We start from the raw sequence: 19,805 nt of genomic DNA on the forward strand, positions 1-19,805 counted from the left end.
ATCGGGAATGAAATTTATGTGTCAATAGCACATAATTGTCATTGGCAGGTAATTGACTTGTGCGAATATGTGAGTAGACACGAATGCCATGACGAAGATGCCAAAGAAATTTCACGACAATGTGCCCGAACTGCTGGCTGGCGCTGGTTTCGGGCCTGACATGATTGATGCCTTGCTGGATCTCGATGGGACGATGTTCCTTTGGCATCGGGCGTCGTCCAAAGGCGAAGTGCCCGCGAAAATTCTGGCGGAGTTGGGCTCTAGCGTCGAAGTCGGTCAGTTCTACGCCATGACCGCGATTTTCCGTATCCAAGAAGGGGTAGGGCGCGACATTGCAGAGCCTGCAACGATTGGTCTCCTCGCTGAGGAAATGAATATCGATCCCTCGCGTGCGAGCCGCGTGGCCAGTGACCTGATCGCCAAAGGTCTGGTGCGTCGTGAAGCGGCCCAAGACGACGGGCGAAAGTCGATCTTGGTCCTGACGGATGCGGCCATCGCGCTGTTTCGGGCCTATAAAGAACTGAAATGGGCCAAGGTGATCGAGGTTTATCGGGATTGGAACGCCGATGATATCGCGGCCTTTTCCCGCCTCCTTGGGCGATATGTCGGCGATATGCGCCGCGTTTTGCATGGGCAAGACTAACTAGAACATAATGCGAACAGGCGCTTTCCTCGCGTCCAGAGTTGCGCTATTTATTCTGCCATGAGCAGCTATTCCGATGATGACGCCTTTGAGGCGGCCGAAATGTCCTTGTCCCAGCGCGCTATGATGGCGTCGCGGCCCACGCCCTATCTGGATGACCTCAATCCAGCACAGAGAGAGGCGGTTGAGGCATTAGGCGGTCCGGTTTTGATGCTAGCGGGCGCAGGAACGGGCAAGACAAAGGCGCTGACCACGCGGATCGTTCACCTGCTTGCCACGGGTAAGGCGCGTCCGAATGAAATCCTTTCTGTGACGTTCACCAACAAAGCCGCCCGCGAGATGAAAGAGCGTGTTGGTCGTTTGCTGGGCGAGGCGGTTGAGGGCATGCCGTGGATGGGCACCTTCCACTCTGTCTGTGTGAAACTCTTGCGCCGTCACGCCGAACTGATCGGGATGGATGACCGGAATGCCCTGATCGAAGGGCGCCCGTCGCTGCACCTGAAATCGAATTTCACGATCCTCGATACCGATGATCAGATCCGCCTGCTCAAGCAGTTGATCGAGGCGAATAACATCGATGCCAAACGCTGGCCGCCACGGATGCTGGCGGGGATCATTGATAGCTGGAAAAACCGCGCTTGGACGCCTGATAAGGTTCCGACCCGCGAGGCCGCTGCCTTTGATGGCAAAGCGATTGACCTCTACGACCAGTATCAGCGGCGATTGTTGGAACTGAATGCAGTCGATTTTGGCGACCTCTTGCTGCACATGGTCACGATATTCCAGACCCATCAGGACGTGCTGGATCAATACCAGCGCTGGTTCCGCTATGTGATGGTGGACGAATATCAGGATACGAACGTCGCGCAGTATCTCTGGCTGCGCCTCCTTGCGGGCGGTCACAAAAACATCTGCTGCGTAGGCGACGATGACCAGTCGATCTATGGCTGGCGCGGGGCTGAGGTCGGCAACATCCTCAAGTTCGAAAAGGATTTCCCCGGGGCCAAGGTCGTTCGGCTCGAACAAAACTACCGCTCCACCCCGCATATCCTTGCCGCTGCTTCGGGGGTGATTGCGGGGAATAAGGGGCGTTTGGGTAAAACGCTCTGGACGGACCGCGAAGAAGGTGAACGCGTTCGCCTGATCGGTCATTGGGACGGCGAAGAAGAAGCCCGCTGGATCGGTGAAGAGATCGAGGCGATGCAGCGCGGCACCCGTGGAATGGACCCTCGGTCGCTTGACGATATGGCGATACTTGTGCGGGCGTCGCATCAGATGCGCGCGTTTGAGGATCGTTTCCTGACCATCGGCCTGCCATATCGCGTCATCGGCGGCCCGCGTTTCTACGAACGTTTGGAAATCCGCGATGCGATGGCCTATTTCCGTCTCGCTGTTTCACAAGACGACGACCTCGCGTTCGAGCGGATTGTGAACACGCCGAAACGGGGGCTGGGTGATAAGGCGATCCAGACGATTCAGCGCATGGCGCGCGATAATGGCGTCAACCTCGTCGAAGGGGCGCGGCTTTGTGTCGACACCGGCGCGATCAAAGGCAAAGGTGGCGCGGCGCTGGGCGAATTGGTTCAGGGGCTCGACCGTTGGTATCAGCAGCTGCGGGATGAGGCGGACACGCATATTGAAGTGGCCGAAATGATCCTCGATGAATCTGGCTACACCACGATGTGGATGAACGACAAAACGCCCGAGGCTCCGGGGCGGCTAGAGAACCTTAAGGAATTGGTCAAAGCGCTCGAGAATTTCGATAATCTGCAAGGGTTCCTCGAACATATTGCGCTGATTATGGATAATGATTCCGAGGATGCTGAGGAAAAGGTCAGCATCATGACCCTGCACGCGGCAAAGGGTTTGGAATTCCCAGCCGTGTTCCTACCAGGGTGGGAGGACGGTTTGTTCCCGTCCCAACGCAGCATGGATGAAAGCGGGCTGAAGGGGTTGGAAGAGGAACGCCGCCTTGCTTATGTCGGTATCACTCGCGCCGAAGAGGTCTGCACGATCTCCTTTGCCGCGAACCGTCGGGTCTATGGCCAGTGGCAGAGCCAGCTTCCCAGCCGTTTCATCGACGAATTGCCTGTCGATCACGTAGAGATTCTGACACCTCCGGGGCTATATGGTGGGGGCTATGGCGCCGCTGGCATGTCGTCGAGCGCGTCGCCTGCCTATGCGATGAAGTCCGCATCCACCATCGAAGAGCGCGTTGGCAAGGCCGATGTTTACAACTCCCCCGGTTGGAAACGGATGCAAGCACGGAGCCAGAGCCGTGGCATGGCTCAGCCGTCAGAGGTGCGTGGTTTGACCATCGATGCGACCGCTGTGTCGTCTTTCACCATCGGCGACCGCGTCTTCCACCAGAAATTCGGCTATGGCGAAGTGATGGAGATTGAAGGCGATAAGCTCGATATCGAATTCGATAAGGCGGGTTCAAAGAAGGTCGTGGCAAAGTTCATCGTCTCTGCGGCGCAGGCAAACGACGTTCCATTTTAGGGTTTCGCCTTTAACGTGCATCGCGTAGCTTGCTCGGAAACCCGAGTGAATTATGGGGTACGAGTATGGCTTTGGCAGCCGAACGGGCAGATTACGCATTACAAAAGGCGATGGAACAGTTTTGGGCCGTCGGTATTGAGGCGACCCCTTATCCAGAGTTGGTTAAGGTCACAGGGCTGAGCCGTAAGGCGCTCTATCAGCAGTGGCCTGACAAAACGCGGTTGGTGCATGACGCCTTGGATCGCTACCGCAAATCCGTGCTCATTGATCAATGCGAGATTTTCAAAACGCCTGGTCCTGCGGCAGTGACACGGTTTTGGGATGCGCTAGAGGCTGCGGTTGTCCCCGACTGGCAAGGGTGTTTTCTCTTGCGGTCCGCGGCGGGTGAGCTGCGCCACGATGAAAAGGCGCGGCAAATGTATACGGAACACCTATCCACCATTCAGCGCGGGATCATGATGTCGCTAAAGGGGCACCATAAGGACCCAGCGGGTGCGGCTTGGCAGGCAGTTGGGGTGATGACCTTGGTTACGGCACTGGCAGGACAGGGAATGCCCTTGGCCATGCTAAAGCCCGTTTTTGCGGCTGGTCGTGCGGCAACGGCGTTTTAGTGACCGCGGATAATCGGGATCAGGGTTAGCACCAACAACACAGCCATGGTGATGTTAAACGCCCGAAGTCGGCCATGATTGTTCAGGAAACGGCGTGCCTGTTGGCCCAATGCGTTCCAGAAAAAGATCGACGGAAGGTTGGTACACATGAACGTCAGCGCCACCAGCAGAACCTGCGCAAAGGAATGGTCCGCCGTGTAAGCGCTGATCGCGGTCAGCGCCATGAACCAGCCCTTGGGATTGACCCATTGAAACGCTGCGGCCTGAAGGAATGTCAGTGGCTTGCCTTCGGCCTCTGGTGCGTCTGGCGATTTGGGTGCGGCATTCGCGATCTTCCACGACAGATACAGCAGATAGGCGACTGAGCCCCATTTCATCACGACCAGCATGATCGGGAAGGTGTCGAACACCTGCACCAGACCTGCGCCCAGAACAACGATCATGAACGAATGGCCGAGCCCAACGCCCAGAATATGTGGGATCGAGCGTCGAATGCCAAAGTTGGCTCCTGAGGCCATCAACATCATGTTGTTCGGCCCCGGAGTGATGGAACTGACAAAGGCAAAGCCGATAAGGGCGACGATCAATTCGTAGGTCATGCCTCGTGCTGTGACAAATGTCTCAGGTCGCTGCAATCGAAATCGTGAGGGATGAAAAAGCAAACGGCGGCACCCGGGAGGAGGAGGGGTGCCGCCGTGCTATTCGGCGAACGCTCAGGGAGGAGGAGAGAGCATTCGCTTGGCGAAGCGTCCGGTCAGGGAGGAGGAGAGACCATCTGCTTCTATGCGGAACCTTCAGGGAGGAGGAGAGAAGGTCCCGTATCTGAATTTGGTGCGGCGGGATCAGGGAGGAGGAGAGATCCCGCCGCTATTTCACGGACCTTCAGGGAGGAGGAGGAGGGTCCGTAAACTCTATTCTTTTGCGGCAGCCCCCTAGGGAGGAGGAGAAGGGGGCCGCCGCTTTAGTCACGATCCGCTCAGGGAGGAGGAGAGAGCAGATCGTTGTCGAAGGTCCCAGGGAGGAGGAGAGGGACCGTCGTATTCTATGTCTTAGGCGCCGTAGGCCGCTTCGATTGCGATGCTTTTGATCATCGAGCGGGAGATGCCCAGATCAGCAAGTTCGCGGCCAGAGAGCTGCGACAATTCGTTGATTGTCGCGCGGTATACTTTGTACTTGGCGAAGCGATCAGCGAGGTTTGCGAAGAAGCCGCCGAAAGCGGGGGTGTAACCAGTGCGGACGTCGTTTGCGTAAGCCATGTCATTCTCTTTTCATCGTGTCCCGCATCGGGCGGGTCTGTTTCATCTTTCGGCGTATGGTAGTTCGCCGTGGCATCTTGCTGCCGTTGGACCTAACTTGGCGCTAATGCTGCGGATGCACAATTGGGACTTTCGTCAATGCCGCCATGCAGCAAATGCATACGAAGTGCTGACCTATTTCACATAGGCGTTACATTGCAGGGGATTTGGCTTGTGATTTGCCCATTCCGTGACATGTTTTGCCGCTGAATTGGGCAGAGTTTGAACAGGAGGGTCTGGTGACCTTAGGGAAAGATACGGTTCTTGAGATATTGAACGGCATTGCGCTGCCCGCAGGTGGGACACTTGTGTCCAAAGATCTTGTTCGGGCCTTGACGGTTGATGGCGGGCAGATTCGCTTTGTGCTTGAGGCGCCCACACCTGATGAAGCACGCGCGCTGGAACCTGTCCGTCTAGCGGCGGTCGAGGCCTTGCGCGCAGTTGAAGGTGTCACGGACGTGCAAGCGGTGATTACGGCGCACGGACCGTCGAAGCCCGCACAGCCCGCGCCGAGCCTCAAGGTTGGTCGTCACCCGACGCCCCAAGCTGGTCCGCAGGGTGTGCCTGGCGTCAAGCGGATCATCGCCATCGGTTCGGGGAAGGGCGGCGTTGGGAAATCCACCGTGTCGAGCAACCTCGCCGTAGCTTTGGCGAAGGCAGGTAAAAAGGTCGGTCTATTAGATGCCGATATATATGGTCCCAGTCAGCCACGGATGATGGGTATCACGGGGCGACCATCGTCGCCTGATGGTGAACATATAGAGCCGCTCCACGCGCATGGCGTCACGGTCATGTCTATTGGTCTCCTCGTTGATCCTGATAAAGCGGTGATCTGGCGGGGGCCGATGCTGATGGGTGCGTTGCAACAGATGCTCGGTCAGGTGAACTGGGGCGAGCTGGACGTGCTGCTGATCGACCTGCCACCGGGGACAGGTGATATTCAACTGTCGCTCTGCCAAAAGACCCACATGACGGGAGCTATAGTCGTATCGACTCCGCAGGACGTGGCGCTGATCGATGCGCGTAAGGCGATTGACATGTTCAACACGCTCAAGACGCCGATCTTGGGTCTGATAGAAAACATGTCGACCTTCCATTGCCCGAATTGCGGTCATGAGGCGCATATCTTTGGTCATGGTGGGGTGGCTGCTGCGTCCCAAGAGCTGTCGGTTCCGTTCTTAGGGTCGCTTCCGATTGACCTTGATACCCGACTGGCTGGCGACGCCGGGACACCTGTGGCCGCTGGTGGGGGTGCGATGGCCGATGCCTATGCAAGTCTCGCCTCGAAGTTGATCGAGGGCGGACTGGTCTAATTATACTTTTCGAACCTTTTGGTTCTCAAGGCCGTTCGGTTGTTCACCGGACGGCCCTTTGTGTTGCAGATATGGAATCCTATGGAACTGATCTGGGTTCTCAATTTGAATCTGGCTTGCGGTTGCACTCAATCCGAATCACTGCGGCGTGATTTTGAGTGAATTTTAGGAACGTATGCGGAACATTTTCACACCAGATAACCCCGACTGGGAGTGGATGGAATTTTTTGTGAATCCCATGGAACTTGTGGGTCATGGTTTATGAAATCTATATGTTGTGTCATTTCTTGCGGATCGTGGCATAACCTGCGTCACCTCACGCTCACGTGACCCCTTGGTTATCATTGGTATTGCCCAGCTATCCCCATTAAGTTCCATGAGGTTCCAGAAAGTTGTTGCCAGACTCCGTCCCAATCGGCATATTCAACTCATCGGAAGCAGAGTGATAACAAATACCAAGGGCCGAACTTAAAAAGAGCCCAGAGGCGAAAATAGCAGGTTTCATACAGGCACACGCTTCTTCCGAATAATAGATCCGGCGCGCGAGCGAGCAGACATCCCCCCAGGTGGCGCGCGTTGCTGGACTTCCCGAAAGGGACGGTGGCGGCGGATCGAACAGTGGCAGCAGTTCGATCCGCCGTTCCCTTTTCGGGGTTGGTGAAATCGGGGGCAGGTAAGAGGGACCGCACAAGTGGTTCAGGCGTTTGAAGGCGAATACACCCAGCGGGTGGATAAAAAGGGACGCATGTCGATCCCCGCCGATTTTCGTCGTGTCCTGCTCTCTGGTGATCCCGAAGCCGAAGCCCGCGGTAACCCCCGTTTGAAAATCGTCTACGGTCAGCACCTGAAGAATTGCGTGCAAGCCTATACGATCAATGAATATCAGCGCGTCATTGATGATATCTATGCGATGCCGCGCGAACGCTCTGCTGATCAAAAACGTCTGGCGCACCTCTATGTGACGCAGTCGATCACGCTCGATGTCGATAAAGATGGTCGCGTGATCCTGCCAAAGTCGATCCGCGATAAACTGTCGATCGAAGAGGGGGACGTTTATTTCCGCGGTCTCGTTGGCACGTTCGAGATGTGGAGCAACGATATCTTCCAGTCCACAGTCAATGCAGACATTGATGACTGGCTGGAAGGCATGGACGATGACTTTGATCCGTTGTCATTGTTGGGGGGCAGCTGATGTCCTCTCCGACCGACCCGCATATTCCCGTTCTCATCAGGCCGCTCATTCGGGCGGTCTCGCCTGTTTCAGGTGTCTGGCTTGATGGGACCTTTGGCGCGGGTGGCTATACCCGTGCACTGCTAGAAGCGGGTGCTGATAAGGTTATCGGAGTGGACAGGGATCCGCTGGCGTTTGAGATGGCAGAGCCATGGATCGGGGACTTCGGCGACCGGATTGAATTCGTGCAAGGCACCTTCTCGGATATGGATCAGTATGCGCAGAACCTTGATGGGGTTGTTCTCGATCTTGGCGTGTCGTCGATGCAGTTGGATCTTGCGGAGCGCGGCTTTTCTTTCATGAAAGAAGGCCCACTCGACATGCGGATGAGCCAGTCGGGCACCTCTGCAGCGGACCTTTGCAATGAGCTGGACGAAGAAGAGCTCGCCGATATCATCTACCTTTACGGTGAAGAACGCGCGAGCCGTCGCATCGCAAAGGCCATCGTTAAGGCGCGTCCTCTGACGACCACGCTGCAGCTTGCGAAAATCGTGGAAAGCTGCCTGCCGCGACCCAAACCGGGGCAGAGCCATCCCGCGACCCGCACGTTCCAAGCACTGCGCATTGCGGTGAATGATGAATACGGCCAGTTGGCTGAGGGCCTCATGGCTGCCGAACGGGCATTGAAACCGGGTGGTCTCTTGGCTGTTGTGACGTTCCATTCGGTCGAAGATCGGATGACAAAACGGTTCTTCCAATCGCGGTCGGGCAGGACCGCAAACGCGAACCGTTACGCGCCTGAACTGGCGCAAGATAAGCCCGCGTTCGAAATGGTCGAGAAAAAGGCCATCGGACCGGATCAGCAAGAATTGACGGAAAACCCGAGGTCACGGTCGGCAAAGCTTCGTGTTGCGCGCCGCACTGATGCGCCATCGGGAGACATGGATCGCAAGGCGCTTGGTATGCCTATGCGCAAAGGGGAGCGGTAATGCGTAGCCTGTTGTATGTTTTGTCCGCGCTTGGGGTCATTGCATTGGCGTTTTGGGCCTATCAGGAAAACTACCGCACTCAAGATTCCATCAAACATGTCCGTCAGTTAAGCCGCGAAATTGCAGCGGCAAACTCTAGCCTGCGGATGCTGCGGGCAGAGTGGGCCTATCTGAACCGTCCTGACCGTCTGCGCGACCTCGTTGATCTGAATTTTGACCGTCTGGGGCTGTTGCCGCTGATGCCCGATGGCTTTGGTCGTGTGGATCAGGTGATCTATCCCTCGCTGCCTTTGTTGCCCGTGTCGGGCCGGATCGTAGAAGTGTCGAGCGATGGTGATGCGGAGGGCACTCTATGATCCGCACCCCGCTTCGTCCACTGGCCCGTATCCTGAACGCCCGTCAAGCAGGGGAAAACCCTGACGCGATTGAGGCCGAGAATAAGCGCATTCGTCATGAAGCGATGCGCGACACGGACCGTGTGCGTGCCGAAAGCCGCCTGTATATTTTGGGCGGTTGTTTCTTTTTCGCGTTCACAGCGATCATCCTGAAAATGGGTGTGATTGCAACGACCTTACCCGAAGAACCTCAAGTATCGCGGAGCGGTGATCCGATCCTGTCGATGCGGTCCGATATCGTCGACCGCGAGGGTCGCGTTCTGGCGACCAACTTTGACACTTACGCAGTATACGCGCACCCGCGCGACATGATCGATCCAGAGGTGGCTGCCTCTGAACTGGCGCGGATTTTCCCAGAATTGGACGAGGAGCGCCTGCTCAAGGATTTCACAGGCAACCGTAGTTTTGTCTGGATCCGCCGTCAGATCAGCCCTGAACAGATGCAAGAAGTCTTTGACATCGGTGAACCGGGATTGCTGTTCGGGCCGCGCGAAATGCGCCTTTATCCTAACGGTCCAGTTGCAAGCCATATCCTTGGTGGATCGAACTTTGGCCGCGAAAGTGTTGATTCTGCTGAAATCGTGGGTATTGCAGGGGTTGAGCGCCAATTCGACGACTACCTGCGTGATCCTGCGAATGGCGGTGCTCCGCTCCAGCTGTCGATTGACCTGACCATTCAGGCCGCGACCGAACGCGTTCTTGCGGGCGGTATGATGCTGATGAACGCCAAAGGCGCTGCCGCTGTTTTGATGGACGTGCACACGGGCGAGATTATCTCGATGGCGTCGCTGCCTGACTTTGACCCGAACAATCGTCCCACCGTTCTGACCCAAGGCGACCAGTCCGATAGCCCGCTGTTTAACCGCGCGGTGCAGGGCGTTTACGAATTGGGCTCTACGTTCAAGATTTTGGCCGTTGCACAGGCGCTAGAGCTTGGCTTGGTCAACCCTGACACCATGATCCAAACCCAACCTGCGATCCGCATCGGCGGCTTTGCGATCAACGACTTCCACAGCTATGGCCGCGAAAACAGCGTCACGGACGTGATTGCGAAATCGTCGAACATTGGCACCGCGCATATCGCGGAAATGATCGGCGGCGAACGCCAGCAGGAATTCCTGCGGTCTTTGGGCATCCTCGACGTATCTCCCGTTGAATTGAGCGAGGCCCGCGCAGGCCGTCCGCAATATCCCCGCGATTGGACGCCGATTAACACGATGACCATTTCCTACGGTCACGGCGTGGCGGCATCGCCGCTCCACCTCGCATCGGCCTACGCTACGCTTGCGAATGGTGGCCGTTTAGTGACGCCAACGTTGATCCATGATGCCTCTAACACGGTGGGCGAACGGGTGATCAGCGAAACAACTGCACGTCAGTCGGTAGACATGTTGCGTCAGGTAGTGACCCGCGGCACCGCGTCCTTTGGTGAAGTCGCAGGCTATGAGGTTGCTGGTAAAACAGGTACCGCCGACAAGGTGCGCCCGACGGGCGGCTACTACGACGATAAAGTCATCGCGACCTTCGCGTCGGTCTTTCCTGCATCGGACCCGAAATACGTCCTCGTTGTGACTTTGGATGAACCGAATGACACCACAGGATCAGAGCCGCGCCGCACAGCGGGTTGGACTGCCGTGCCTGTCGCGGCAGAGATGATCCGCCGCGTTGCACCCTTGCTTGGGTTGCGACCGAATATTGAAACTCCCCTCATGACGGGTGTATCGCTCGCTTCAGAATAAGAGGGGCATTTCATATGGCAGGCGCTGCGCAAAAGACGGTCACATTGTCAGACCTAGGACTGACGGCACAGGGGGCCTGCGATGCGCGGGTCAACGCGATCACCATCGACAGTCGCGAAGTCATGCCAGGTGCCCTTTTTGGTGCAATGCCCGGCAGCAACGTCCATGGCGCGGCCTATATCGGCACAGCGCTTGAAAACGGTGCGGTTGCGATTTTGACGGACCGTGCAGGGGCTGAAATGGCCGCTGACGTTTTGGCCGATAGCAGCGCCTGTTTGATTATTTCCGAAGACCCACGTCAGACCTTGGCGCAAACAGCGGCGCTGTACTTTGGTGCGCAGCCAGAGGTCGCCGTTGCGGTGACGGGGACCAATGGGAAAACCTCTGTCTCGACCTTCTGCCGTCAGATCTGGACGGAACTTGGCTTCGAGGCAGTAAACCTCGGCACCACGGGTGTTGAAGGGGCGTGGACCTATCCTCTTCGCCACACGACACCCGATCCGATCACATTGCAGCGGGTTTTGGCCTCGGCCGCGACCGAAGGCGTGACCCATGTCGCGATGGAGGCGTCTTCGCACGGGCTCGATCAGCGGCGTTTGGATGGCGTGATGTTGGCGGCGGCTGGGTTTACGAATTTTACCCAAGATCACCTCGACTATCATAAGACGTTTGAGGCTTATTTCGACGCAAAGATGGGCCTCTTTGACCGTGTGTTGCCACCCGAAGGCACGGCGGTGATCAACCTCGATGATCCCAAAGGGATCGACGTTCTACGCATTGCCGAACAACGTGGCCATGAAGTGCTTGGCGTTGGGCGCTCTGATCTCGCACGTTTGCGGCTCTTGTCACAGCGGTTTGATGCGACGGGGCAGGATTTGCGGTTTGACTGGCAGGGTGAAATTCACCTGACCCGTCTGAACCTCATCGGCGGATTTCAGGCAGAAAACGTGCTCCTTGCGGCTGGGCTGGTGATTGGCGCGGGCGCCGACCCGCAAGACGTCTTTGACACGCTGCCGCAACTGACGACGGTGCGGGGTCGCATGCAATTGGCCGCCACACGCGACAACGGCGCGGCGGTCTATGTGGATTATGCGCACACGCCTGATGCTATCGAAACCGCGCTGCAAGCCATCCGCCCGCATGTGATGGGGCGCATTATTGCGATTGTTGGGGCAGGTGGCGACCGTGACACCACAAAACGCCCGTTGATGGGCGCTGCGGCTGCTGAGAATGCGGATGTGGTGATTGTGACCGACGATAACCCGCGGTCCGAGGATCCCGCTTTGATCCGCGCTGCCGTGATTGAAGGTGCGCACCGCGTTCGGACCAAAGATGTTTACGAGGTCGGTGATCGTGCCGAAGCGATCTTACGCGCTGCTGACATGCTGCAGCCAGGCGATGCTCTGCTTGTCGCGGGTAAGGGGCATGAGACGGGCCAAATTGTTGGCACCGACGTGCTGCATTTCGATGATGTAGAGGTCGCGTCCCAAGCGGTCCTCGCGCTTGATGGGAAAATCTGATGACAACGCCGCTTTGGACTTCGCGTGATGCTGTGGCCGCAACGGGCGGCACGGCGACTTGTGACTGGTCGGTCACTGGCGTGTCGATTGATACCCGAACCCTGCAAGAGGGCGACCTCTTTGTCGCGCTCAAAGCCGCACGGGATGGGCACGATTTTGTCGCTCAGGCGCTGGCGTCTGGGGCAGGGGCGGCACTCGTCACGCACTGTCCCGAAGGTGTCGCAGAAGATGCGCCGCTGCTGATCGTCGATGATGTTCTGACCGCGTTAGAGGATTTGGGCCGCGCCGCACGGGCACGGACAAAGGCCCGCGTTGTTGCTGTGACGGGGTCGGTCGGCAAAACATCGACCAAGGAAATGCTGCGCGATGTCTTGGGCACCCAAGGGAAAACTCACGCGGCTGAGGCGTCTTACAACAACCATTGGGGCGTTCCGCTGACTTTGGCACGGATGCCTGCGGACACGAAATACGCGGTAATCGAAATCGGGATGAACCACCCAGGTGAAATCGCGCCGCTCGCCAAAATGGCGCGTCCACATGTGGTCATGATCACAACCGTGGCAGCAGCGCACCTTGAGGCGTTTGAGAATATCGACGGGATCGCCCGCGAGAAGGCCGCGATTTGCGAGGGGCTAGAGCCCAAAGGCATCGCTGTTCTGAACGGCGATCTGTCGAATTCGCAAATCCTAATCGATGCCGCCCATGCCAAAGGCGCGAAGGTCATCACCTTTGGTCAGTCCAAAGGATGTCACCACCGGATGCTCGACCTTCGGATTTGCGAAGGTGCAACGGTGGCGCAGGCCCGTGCATGGCGCACGCCTGTCTTGCTCAAGGTCGCGACCGAAGGCCGTCACTTTGCCATGAACGCCTTGGGTGTGGTGGCTGTGGTGCAGGCGCTCGGCGCAGATCGGACAAAGGCGATGCTCGACCTCGGGCAATGGTCGCCGCCTGCTGGGCGCGGCCTCTCAGAACAGATCGTCACCGATCCCGCCCGCGATGGTCACTACTTTGATCTGATCGACGATGCGTTCAACGCGAACCCCACATCGCTCTCTGCGAGCCTCGAAGTTCTGGCTGCACGTAAGCCCCGCAATGGCTTTGGCCGCTATGCCAAAGGTCGCCGTGTTGCGATCCTTGGCGATATGCTTGAGCTGGGTCCCGATGAGATCGCGTTGCACGCTGGCATGGTGAATGATCGGTCGATTGCTGACATTCAGGTGGTCCACTGCGTTGGCAATCGTATGCGCCACATGTGGGAAGCGCTCCCCGAAGGGAAACGCGGCCACTGGGAAGAAACCGCCCAAGATCTCATCCCTGATATTAACCGTTTAGTAGACAGCGGTGACGTTGTTTTGGTTAAAGGGTCCAAAGGCAGCAAAGTCAGCCTAGTCGTTGACGCGCTCCGTAAATTGGGGCAACGCAGAGCCAAGTCCGAACAAGAGGCCTGATTTTTATGCTGTATTTGTTAACAAACCTGTCTGATGGCGGCGATTTCTTTAACCTTTTCCGCTACATCTCTTTCCGCGCGGGTGGGGCATTCCTCACGGCGCTGATCTTTGGTTTCATGTTCGGGAAACCGCTGATCAACGTTCTGCGTCGCAAGCAAGGTAAGGGGCAGCCAATTCGTTCTGACGGACCTGAGGGCCACTTTGTCAAAGCAGGTACGCCGACGATGGGCGGTCTGTTGATCGTTGGGGCCTTGGCGTTTTCGACAATCCTCTGGGCGCGGATGGACAACCCGTTTGTGCTGATGGTGCTGTTTGTCACTCTGTCCTACGCGATGATCGGTTTTGCGGACGACTACGCAAAGGTCAGCAAGCAAAGCACCGATGGCGTGTCGGGTAAGGTTCGTCTTGTCCTTGGGTTCGTCGTCGCGGCACTGGCTGGGTTCTGGGCGTCCTATTTCCACCCCGAGGCGTTGTCCAACGAACTGGCCTTCCCGATCTTCAAAAACCTACTGGTCGATTTGGGCTTCCTCTTTGTGCCCTTTGCGATGCTCGTCATCGTGGGTGCTGCGAACGCTGTGAACTTTACCGATGGCTTGGACGGTCTGGCTGTGATGCCCGTGATGATTGCGGCGGCGACCTTTGGGATCATCGCTTATGCGGTCGGTCGCGTCGACTTTACCGAATACCTTGAGGTGCATTACGTCCCCGAAGCAGGTGAGATCACCATTTTCTGTGCGGCCCTCATCGGCGGCGGTCTTGGGTTCCTGTGGTATAACGCACCGCCCGCCGCTGTGTTTATGGGCGACACGGGTTCGCTCGCGCTGGGTGGTGCCTTGGGGGCGATTGCAGTTGCGACAAAGCACGAGATCGTTTTGTCGATCGTCGGCGGCCTCTTTGTGATGGAGACCCTGTCGGTCATCATTCAGGTCGCGTACTTCAAGCGCACGGGCAAACGTGTGTTCCTGATGGCGCCGATCCACCACCACTACGAAAAGAAGGGCTGGTCAGAGCCGCAGATCGTGATCCGCTTCTGGATTATCTCGCTCATCCTTGCGATGATCGGTCTGGCGACGCTCAAGGTCCGCTAATTCCTATATCATACTGAGGTTCTCATGATCCCTGTTCTCGGTTTCGAAGATCAGACCGTTGCTGTCCTTGGCCTTGGTCGGTCGGGGCGGGCAACGGCGGCTGCGCTCAATGCGGGCGGGGCACGTGCGGTGGCATGGGATGATAACCCTGCGGCCCGTGATGCGGCAGAAACCGAAGGGATCGAATTGCGCGACATGACGCGGCAGGGGGCCTTTGATGGAGTGTCTTGTCTGGTCGTGTCGCCCGGTATTCCGCATCTCTATCCTGCGCCGAACCCTGTGATCGCAGCGGCTTGGGATGCGGGCGTAGCAGTCGATAATGACATCGGCCTCTTTTTCCGATCCTTTGCGACCTACGCATGGGACGACTTCGACCAACAGCCCAAGGTGATCGCGGTCACTGGGTCCAACGGGAAATCGACGACCTCTGCCTTGATCCACCACATCCTGAAAGAGGCAGGCCGCCCGACCCAATTGGCGGGTAACATCGGTCGTGGCGTTTTGGACATTGATCCTGCCCGCGATGGTGAGGTCGTGGTGCTGGAACTGTCATCCTACCAAACCGATCTTGCCCGTGCGATGACGCCCGATGTGGGTGTGTTCACCAACCTGTCGCCCGATCATTTAGATCGGCATGCGGGACTGGGCGGCTATTTCGCGGCCAAGCGCCGCCTGTTCGCCGAAGGTGGTCCTGATCGCTGTGTAATTGGCGTGGACGAGGTTGAGGGGCGTTACCTCGCCAACCAACTGTCCGAAGGGCAGGCAGATGATCGTGTGATCCGTATTTCCTCGGCTCGGAAATTGGACGGCGAAGGCTGGACCGTTTTTGCGCGCAAAGGGTTCCTCGCCGAATGGCGTAAGGGGCGTCAGGTGGCGTCGATTGATATGCGCGGTATCCTTGGCCTTCCGGGGGCGCATAACCACCAGAACGCTTGTGCCGCCTATGCGGCCTGTCGAACCTTGGGGATCGGCCCGAAAACGATCGAAGAAGCGATGAAGACCTACCCCGGTCTGCCGCACCGCAGCCAGTTGATCGGCGAAAAAGACGGCGTGCGCTATGTGAATGACAGCAAGGCCACGAACGTCGATAGCGCGGCGAAGGCGCTGCAGGCGTTTCCGCGTATTCGCTGGATTTGTGGCGGTCTGCAGAAGGAAGGCGGCTTGGACGGTTTGTTGCCGCATCTAGGTGCCGTGGTGAAGGCCTATGTGATTGGCCGTGAAGCGGCGCAATTCGCGATGCAGCTCGGTGGGATTGAGGCTGAGGTCTGCACCACGATGGAAGTGGCGGTTGCTCGTGCAAGTGCCGAGGCAGAGGCGGGCGATACGGTCCTGCTAGCGCCTGCCTGTGCGAGTTTCGATCAATATGACAACTTCGAAAAGCGCGGCGGTGATTTCGCGGCGCAAGTGCGGGCGATCATCGGGTAAGGGGAGGGGCGCTGCCCCTCTTGGCCTGACGGCCAATTCACCCCGGGATATTTCGGGCACAAAGGCAGTTCAGGCGCGGTTTGCGATGGCCGTGCCTGCGGCATGGGCGGAGGCCCACGCCCATTGGAAGTTATATCCGCCGAGCCAGCCTGTGACATCCACAGATTCCCCGATGAAGTAGAGGCCGTCGACGGTTTTTGCTTCCATCGTTGTGGAGGATAGGCCGTCCGTATCGACGCCGCCAAGGGTGACTTCGGCGGTGCGGTAGCCTTCGGTCCCTGTGGGTTTGACTTGCCAATGGGATAGAGCGAGACGCAGGTTTTCAATCCGTCCGTCCGACCATTCCGCGCAATTGCCCGAGAGGTCGAATTCAGCGGTCAGGTGATCGACAAGGCGCGAGGGAAGAACGCGGGCGAGGATGGTTGTCACCGATTTGCGGGGATCGGTGCTGCGCGCCTTGCGGAGTGTTTCGGTGAGGTCAGTCGCGGGGATCAGATCGATGTCGACCGCTTCACCGCTGGTCCAGTAGCTTGAGACTTGCAACATGGCAGGCCCAGAGAGGCCACGGTGCGTGCATAGGAGTGCTTCGGCAAAGGCGGGGCCAGTGGCGGCGCGGGCCAGAACGGGGAGGGCGATGCCTGACACCTCGGCAAAGCGGCTGTCGGAAAAGGTAAAGGGCACGAGGCCAGCGCGTGTGTCTGTGACCGCGAGGCCAAACTGCTCTGCAATTTGATAAGCGAGGCCCGTCGCGCCCATTTTGGGGATCGATTTACCGCCCGTAGCTACAACGAGATGGTCGGCCTCTACCGTGATGTCTTTGCCATGGCGACGCAGCGATACGATAAAGCGGTCGGTGCGGCGCACCTCGACGATTTCGGTTTCAAGCCAAAGTTTCGCGCCCGCCTTTTCTGCCTCAGTGACCAGCATATTCACGATGTCCTTGGCGGAATTATCGCAGAACAATTGGCCGAGCGTCTTTTCATGCCAGCCGATGCCATAGGCGCTGACCAACCCGATGAAGTCCCAAGGCGTGTAACGGGCGAGGGCGGATTTGCTGAAGTGGGGGTTCTGGCTGAGGAAGTTCTTAGCCGACACCTCCATATTCGTGAAATTGCAGCGTCCACCGCCAGAAATGCGGATCTTTTCGCCCGCACGTTTCGCGTGGTCGACAACCAATACATCACGACCCGCATGGGCAGCGCAGAACAGGCCGGCAGCACCGGCGCCAAGGATGAGTGTACGAACCTTCATGTGCCTTCCCTGACGGCTTTTGACTGATCGTGCAAGTGGTCAGAAGGAATCCGCCGATTCAGCTTATTTTGCTGGCCTTTTTAGAGGGCTCTGATTAGTATCAACGTCAGATCCGGCAAACGGACGATGTAGAGGCAGATAGCGGTAAGAGTTCCATGACAGAGATGGTCTATGGATCGATTCCGGTGCAAACCGGCGATCCCATCCTCCCACGGTGGTGGCGTGCGATTGATAAATGGACGCTGTCCTGCGTTCTGGCCTTGTTTGCCATTGGGCTGTTGCTAGGGCTTGCGGCCTCTCCTCCGCTTGCTGAACGCAACGATAAAGAGCCGTTCTATTACGTGATCAAGCAGGCCCAATTCGGCGGCCTTGCGATGATCGTGATGTTCGTTACCTCGATGATGACGCCGAAAGTGGTGCGCCGTCTGGCGACTTTGGGCTTTATCGCGGCGTTCGTTGCTGTGCTGGCGCTGCCGTTTATCGGGACCGATTTTGGCAAGGGCGCTGTACGCTGGTTGTCGCTGGGTGGCCTGTCGGTGCAGCCGTCCGAGTTCCTCAAGCCTGGGTTTATTGTGGTTGCGGCTTGGCTGATGTCTGCGAGCCAAGATATCGGTGGCCCTCCGGGTAAACTCTATTCCTTTATTCTCACCGCAGCGATCGTTTTGATCCTCGCGCTGCAGCCTGACTTTGGTCAGGCGTCGTTGGTGCTCTTTGGCTGGTGCGTGATCTATTTCGTGGCTGGTGCGCCGATGCTGTTGCTGGTGGGCGTGGCTGGGATGACGACCCTTGCGGGGTCCTTTGCCTATATGAATTCTGAACACTTTGCGCGTCGTATCGACGGGTTCCTGAACCCCGAGGTCGATCCGCGAACGCAGCTGGGTTACGCGACCAACGCGATCCGTGAAGGCGGCCTGTTCGGCGTCGGTGTCGGCGAAGGTCAGGTCAAGATGAGCCTGCCTGACGCGCATACCGATTTTATCATCGCGGTTGCCGCCGAAGAATACGGTCTTGTGCTGGTTCTGCTGGTGGTAGCACTTTACGCGGCTGTGGTGATCCGTTCGCTGCACCGTCTGTCCAAAGAACGTGATCCGTTCATTCGTTTGGCGGGCACGGGCCTTGCCTGCATGTTCTCGGTTCAGGCGATGATCAACATGGGTGTTGCGGTGCGTCTGCTCCCAGCCAAGGGGATGACGCTTCCGTTCGTGTCCTATGGCGGGTCGTCGGTGATTGCATCGGGCATTGTGATGGGGATGCTTTTGGCCTTCACGCGGTCGCGACCGCAGGGCCAAATTGGTGATATCTTTAGCCGTCGGGGGCGATAATGGCTAAACCTTTACTCGTAATCGCTGCGGGGGGGACTGGGGGGCATATGTTCCCAGCCCAAGCCCTCGCCGAAGCGATGCTGGCCAAAGGCTGGCGTGTTCAACTGACGACCGATGCGCGTGGTGCGCGTTATGCTGGCGGTTTCCCTGATGCGGTCGAGGTGATCGAACTGGGCAGTGCGACCTTCGCGCGTGGCGGTGCTGCGGCTAAGGCGCTGGTGCCGTTCAAAATCGCGGGCGGTGTTCTGTCGGCTCTGTTGCGTATGTTGCGGGATAGACCTGCGATGGTTGTTGGCTTTGGCGGCTATCCGTCGATCCCTGCGATGGCGGCTGCGATGATCTTGCGCCGTCCTCGGATGATCCACGAACAAAACGGTGTGTTGGGGCGTGTGAACACAGTCTTTGCAAAACGTGTGACTAAGATCGCGTGTGGCACATGGCCGACCACTTTGCCCGAAGGGGTGGATGGAGAACACACGGGGAACCCCGTGCGCGGTGCGGTCCTTGCGCGGGCAGGGGCGGGATACATCGCGCCAGGCGATTACCCGATGTCCATTCTTGTGATCGGTGGCAGTCAGGGCGCTCGCATTCTGTCTGATGCGGTGCCTGCAGCGATTGCAGCGCTCCCCGATGCCATCCGCCGTTTCGTACGTGTGTCCCATCAGGCCCGTCCCGAAGATATGGAGCGCGTTCAGTCAGCCTATGCCCAATCTGGGATCAAGGCCGACGTGCAGCCATTCTTTACCGATATTCCCGAACGGATGGCCGAAGCGCAGCTGGTTATCAGCCGTTCTGGTGCGTCCTCTGTCGCGGATATTTCCGTCATCGGACGCCCTGCGATCCTGATCCCCTTTGCGGCGGCGACAGCGGATCACCAGACAGCAAACGCACGGGGTCTGTCTGATGCTGGTGCGGCGATCCTGATGCCTGAATCTCAGGTCTCGGAAGAGAGCCTCTCGGCTCAGATCGAACTCATTCTGTCGAATGCGCAAGGTGCCGCGCAAATGGCGGCGGCGGCCTTGTCATGCGGCTTGCCGGATGCGACAGAGCGCTTGGTGACGCTGGTCGAAGAACTGGCGGTTAAATAATAAGA

The 19,805-nt window shown here is 57.8% G+C and carries 17 protein-coding genes; 14 read left to right on the top strand and 3 right to left on the bottom strand.

All coding sequences use genetic code 11. The features are described from left to right. The first annotated feature begins 88 nt into the window (after positions 1-88). The 3 genes from QWY83_RS04060 (at position 89) to QWY83_RS04070 (ending at position 3,756) form a co-directional block, all read left to right on the top strand. A complete protein-coding gene (locus tag QWY83_RS04060; protein ID WP_249946474.1) occupies positions 89-643 on the top strand; it encodes a MarR family winged helix-turn-helix transcriptional regulator in 555 nt (184 codons plus the stop codon). A gap of 60 nt (positions 644-703) precedes the next feature. Continuing rightward, a complete protein-coding gene (locus QWY83_RS04065; RefSeq protein ID WP_249946473.1) occupies positions 704-3,145 on the top strand; it encodes an ATP-dependent helicase in 2,442 nt (813 codons plus the stop codon). A gap of 65 nt (positions 3,146-3,210) precedes the next feature. Then, the gene (locus QWY83_RS04070) at positions 3,211-3,756 is read left to right on the top strand and encodes a TetR/AcrR family transcriptional regulator (RefSeq protein ID WP_249946472.1); all 546 of its coding nucleotides are present in this window, start codon (positions 3,211-3,213) and stop codon (positions 3,754-3,756) included. Here QWY83_RS04070 and QWY83_RS04075 read toward each other — a convergent pair. Next, positions 3,753-4,355: a LysE family translocator gene (locus tag QWY83_RS04075; protein ID WP_249946471.1), complete on the bottom strand. Its 603-nt coding sequence runs from the start codon at positions 4,353-4,355 to the stop codon at positions 3,753-3,755. The genes QWY83_RS04070 and QWY83_RS04075 overlap by 4 nt on opposite strands. A 450-nt stretch (positions 4,356-4,805) precedes the next feature. Beyond that, positions 4,806-5,012, bottom strand: a complete 207-nt coding sequence (locus QWY83_RS04080; protein WP_105235466.1) for a DUF1127 domain-containing protein — start codon at positions 5,010-5,012, stop codon at positions 4,806-4,808. Between the two features lie 278 nt (positions 5,013-5,290). On the opposite strand from QWY83_RS04080, the gene QWY83_RS04085 reads away from it, so the two are divergent. From QWY83_RS04085 to murD, 9 genes are all read left to right on the top strand, one after another. Continuing rightward, positions 5,291-6,364 (top strand): Mrp/NBP35 family ATP-binding protein, encoded by a 1,074-nt coding sequence (locus tag QWY83_RS04085; protein ID WP_249946470.1) that lies wholly within the window; start codon positions 5,291-5,293, stop codon positions 6,362-6,364. Positions 6,365-7,055: 691 nt separating this feature from the next. After that, the gene (locus QWY83_RS04090) at positions 7,056-7,556 is read left to right on the top strand and encodes a division/cell wall cluster transcriptional repressor MraZ (RefSeq protein ID WP_249946469.1); all 501 of its coding nucleotides are present in this window, start codon (positions 7,056-7,058) and stop codon (positions 7,554-7,556) included. After that, complete coding sequence (gene rsmH, locus QWY83_RS04095) at positions 7,556-8,524, top strand: 16S rRNA (cytosine(1402)-N(4))-methyltransferase RsmH (RefSeq protein ID WP_249946468.1); 969 nt, start codon at positions 7,556-7,558, stop codon at positions 8,522-8,524. Before QWY83_RS04090 ends, rsmH begins: the two co-directional genes overlap by 1 nt. Continuing rightward, positions 8,524-8,880, top strand: a complete 357-nt coding sequence (ftsL, locus tag QWY83_RS04100) for a cell division protein FtsL (protein WP_249946467.1) — start codon at positions 8,524-8,526, stop codon at positions 8,878-8,880. The genes rsmH and ftsL overlap by 1 nt, the downstream gene beginning before the upstream one ends. After that, a complete protein-coding gene (locus QWY83_RS04105; protein WP_249946466.1) occupies positions 8,877-10,658 on the top strand; it encodes a peptidoglycan D,D-transpeptidase FtsI family protein in 1,782 nt (593 codons plus the stop codon). Before ftsL ends, QWY83_RS04105 begins: the two co-directional genes overlap by 4 nt. Before the next feature lie 14 nt (positions 10,659-10,672). After that, positions 10,673-12,178: a UDP-N-acetylmuramoyl-L-alanyl-D-glutamate--2,6-diaminopimelate ligase gene (locus QWY83_RS04110; protein WP_249946465.1), complete on the top strand. Its 1,506-nt coding sequence runs from the start codon at positions 10,673-10,675 to the stop codon at positions 12,176-12,178. Next, the gene (locus QWY83_RS04115; RefSeq protein WP_249946464.1) at positions 12,178-13,626 is read left to right on the top strand and encodes a UDP-N-acetylmuramoyl-tripeptide--D-alanyl-D-alanine ligase; all 1,449 of its coding nucleotides are present in this window, start codon (positions 12,178-12,180) and stop codon (positions 13,624-13,626) included. Before QWY83_RS04110 ends, QWY83_RS04115 begins: the two co-directional genes overlap by 1 nt. Before the next feature lie 5 nt (positions 13,627-13,631). Further along, positions 13,632-14,714: a phospho-N-acetylmuramoyl-pentapeptide-transferase gene (gene mraY / locus QWY83_RS04120; protein WP_105235461.1), complete on the top strand. Its 1,083-nt coding sequence runs from the start codon at positions 13,632-13,634 to the stop codon at positions 14,712-14,714. A gap of 24 nt (positions 14,715-14,738) precedes the next feature. After that, complete coding sequence (murD, locus tag QWY83_RS04125; protein WP_249946463.1) at positions 14,739-16,139, top strand: UDP-N-acetylmuramoyl-L-alanine--D-glutamate ligase; 1,401 nt, start codon at positions 14,739-14,741, stop codon at positions 16,137-16,139. A gap of 69 nt (positions 16,140-16,208) precedes the next feature. On the opposite strand, the gene QWY83_RS04130 is transcribed toward murD, so the two are convergent. After that, positions 16,209-17,390, bottom strand: coding sequence for a BaiN/RdsA family NAD(P)/FAD-dependent oxidoreductase (locus tag QWY83_RS04130; protein ID WP_249946462.1), 1,182 nt, complete (start codon positions 17,388-17,390; stop codon positions 16,209-16,211). A 155-nt stretch (positions 17,391-17,545) separates the two neighbouring features. On the opposite strand from QWY83_RS04130, the gene ftsW reads away from it, so the two are divergent. Beyond that, positions 17,546-18,712, top strand: coding sequence for a putative lipid II flippase FtsW (gene ftsW / locus QWY83_RS04135; RefSeq protein WP_249946461.1), 1,167 nt, complete (start codon positions 17,546-17,548; stop codon positions 18,710-18,712). Further along, positions 18,712-19,800: a UDP-N-acetylglucosamine--N-acetylmuramyl-(pentapeptide) pyrophosphoryl-undecaprenol N-acetylglucosamine transferase gene (locus QWY83_RS04140; RefSeq protein ID WP_249946460.1), complete on the top strand. Its 1,089-nt coding sequence runs from the start codon at positions 18,712-18,714 to the stop codon at positions 19,798-19,800. The genes ftsW and QWY83_RS04140 overlap by 1 nt, the downstream gene beginning before the upstream one ends. Positions 19,801-19,805: the final 5 nt, after the last annotated feature.

Source organism: Marivivens donghaensis, from assembly GCF_030410045.1.
GTDB classification, from domain to species: Bacteria; Pseudomonadota; Alphaproteobacteria; order Rhodobacterales; family Rhodobacteraceae; genus Marivivens; species Marivivens donghaensis.